Raw genomic sequence first — 2936 nt, forward strand, 5'->3', positions numbered from 1 at the left:
GGCTTGGCTCCCGCAGCGCCCCGCATGGCAGCAGATCAGGACTTGGCCGAGAAGGGCCACAAGCGGCGCTTGGCTTCTGGGGCAGGAGCCGGGGAGGAAGCCGTTCCGGTTCCTGCCAGTTCCCGGACCTGTCCCCGGAGATCCTCAATCTCGGCCCTCAGAGCGCCGCACAGAGCCTCAAGAGCCTCTAGGCGGGCGTGGGTAGCTTCAGACCCATGAGGCCCCTCAGCGGCGCTCTGAGAGCTTCTGAGAGGCATCTGGGAGGGTTCCGGCACCTCGCCCCTTTGAAATCGCCCATTGGCGCCCCTGCCCGCGCTGAGCGGCCTCTGGGCCGTCCAGCGGTCGAGGTCGTCCAGGTCGATGGACCATCGGTTGCGGTGCTTCGTGGCTTCGAGCTCCCCGGCGGCAATGGCCCGGGTGATCGTGGCGCGGCTCTGGCCGGAGCGTTCGGCGGCGGCATTGGGGGTCAGTCTGGGCATGGTCCACCGTGAGCAGGTTTGAACACCTATGCCATGTTCTGCCGCGCCGTGCATCCCGCCTCGGCCTTGAGGGAGGGACTGTAGCAGGAAATGTAACTTGGCAGCGTTACACTCTGGTCCGCGCCGCAGACCCCAGTGAACGCTGGCAATTTGGGTGGTTTGGAGGCTCTGGGGGAGCGTTACACCAAAATCGGCGATTTTCGGGCGTTTGAGCGGCCAAAAAGCGGCGTGGGAAGCGCCCCTCGTGGCGACATTGGCCCGAAATGGGACGAAGCGAGGCGAAATAGAACGAAATAACCGGCGAGACGAGTTGCTGGAACGCTAGAAGCGATCTGGTGCGGTCCGAGGCGTCGCAGATGGCTGTGTTTCGTGTTGAGTGTTGAGTGTGAGCCCAGTGGTGAAGTGAAGTTGGCAGGAAATAGGGAGCCTATGTTCAGTGCTCCCGCGCACCCACTTCACCCCATGTTTTCAGGGCTTAGAGGCCGTTTCGGCGTGAAGAACGAGATCCGCCCTGATCGGGCGGGCAAAACCCCTCCTCCCCTGCCTCTTGGGGGGCGATGTCGTCGGGGTTTTGCGGTTCAGGGGTTCGCCGCCGCCTCGCGCTGCGCCAGGCGCAGGACTTCCGCAAGCTGCCAGGCCAGCGCCTTCAGGCGGGGCGGCAGGGAGGGTGCGGAAGGTGGAAAACGAGGCGGCGGCGGCTCGGTCATGGCGCGGTGAACCGTGCAATGCGGCAAAGGTTCCAGGACGCGAAAGGCCCTCGCAACCATGCCAGGTGCAAGGGCCTCCCATGAAGGATGTTCGACGAGTCCTCACCGCACCTGAACCGGGCCAGATAGCAAAGGTTGCGCGCTAGCGGGCTAGCAAGATAGCGCAATAGCAACCGGCAGAAGCGAAAGACCACCGGGCCTGACCGCAGGGAGGAGGAGGGGCGGCAGGTCCGGTGGCCTTCGATGGTTCGTTACCAGGCCCGCAGGGAGGAGGAGGGCGGGCCTGGCGAAGGAGTGAAGCGGCTTGGCTTCACCTTCAGAATGCACACCCTGCCGGTACTTGTCACGGATTTACGCTGCATTGCAGCATTTTTCCCCTTCGGGCCGCTCGGAAAGGCGGCAAAGTGCGCCCAGTTGCACAATCAGAAGCCATTCAGATCACGCTTGTCTGCCCCGATTTGAGTCGGGCCAGATCAACCTGCGGCTGCGCTGCGGGAAAGAATGGGTTTTATGACACGGCAAACCCCGGCCCGAGAGATCGCGCTGGGGTTGTGCGGTCTAGGGGGCCGCAGCCGCCTCGCGCTGCGCCAGGCGCAGGGCTTCCGCAAGCTGTCGGGCCAGGTCCTTCAAGCGGGGTGGCAGGTCGGGTTTAGGGGGTCGTCGGGCGGTCAGCGCATGTGTCATGGCGCAGCGAACCGGGCAGGGTGGCGAAGGTTCCAGAACGGGAAAGGCCCTCACAACCATGCCAGGTGCAAGGGCCTCCCATGAAGGATGTTCGACGAGTCCTCACCGCACCTGAACCGGGCCGGATGGCCAAGGTTCCAGGCGCTACGGCTTTCCGCCTTCCATGATCCGCAGGAGGGGGCCGGCGCCTTCTCGGGCGGCCTTGCGGGCCGAGGCGTTCGGAATGTGCGTGGCAATGCCGGGATTTAGGAAGTAGCGGACGGTCCGGCCTTCCTTCTCGCGGCGGATCGCGTTGATCGAGGCAAGCTCGCTCATCGTGCTGGAGAGATCGCGGGGGGTAATTCCGACACGCTCCGCCAGCTGCTGCCGCGTGGCCATGATCTCGCCGGTATCCATGCGGAGATGTTCGAGCAGGGTGGCCCAAAGCTCTTGTGCCTTGTGCGGGCGCTTGGAGTGCTGGTTGATCCAGCGGACCACGGCAGCGTTTTCTTTCGGTCCTAGCATCACGAAAATCCAGTTTTCAGAGCTTTTGGCATGAGCTTTGGCGGCGCTGTCGATCTTGGCGAGGGTGTCGGGATCGAGGCCGAGGCGGCGGGCTTGAGCAACGATCTGGCGGGCTTCCTCGCGCCGCTTCTTGGCCCGTTCATCGGATAGCTTGGTGACTGTGTGGCCCCGCTCCTGTGGGGTCTCCGGGGCGGGTCCGCGGGCGCGGCGTTTCAGGCTCTTTTCGGCCCTCTCGATCGCCGCCGCGAAGGCATCTTTCGCTGGCTTCATCTGTCCCTCGATAGGTCGCATGTTGTGCGACCTAGTGGTCGCATGTTGTGCGACTTATTGCAAGCCTAAGCTACTGGCGGAAAAGCAGGATCCGGCTCACCTAGATAAGAGATAGATATATCTCCCTTACCCTCTTGTGGAAAACTTGGCCGTTTGCGCCTGTGGAACGGTTGGATTTTGCTGGGGAATAGGGGGGTGGCTTGGCTCCCGCAGCGCCCCGCATGGCAGCAGATCAGGACTTGGCCGAGAAGGGCCACAAGCGGCGCTTGGCTTCTGGGGCAGGAGCCGGGGA

2 protein-coding genes are annotated in these 2936 nt (G+C 63.7%); both read right to left on the minus strand.

Annotated elements, in window-relative coordinates:
* Nucleotides 1–35 precede the first annotated feature (35 nt).
* Nucleotides 36–533, minus strand: coding sequence for a helix-turn-helix domain-containing protein (locus CHB77_RS18930; protein ID WP_131023408.1), 498 nt, complete (start codon nt 531–533; stop codon nt 36–38).
* 1481 nt (nt 534–2014) lie between these two features.
* The gene (locus CHB77_RS17875; RefSeq protein WP_131023409.1) at nt 2015–2644 is read right to left on the minus strand and encodes a hypothetical protein; all 630 of its coding nucleotides are present in this window, start codon (nt 2642–2644) and stop codon (nt 2015–2017) included.
* Between the last annotated feature and the right edge of the window lie 292 nt (nt 2645–2936).

This window comes from Paracoccus sediminis (assembly GCF_900188295.1).
GTDB classification, from domain to species: Bacteria; Pseudomonadota; Alphaproteobacteria; order Rhodobacterales; family Rhodobacteraceae; genus Paracoccus; species Paracoccus sediminis.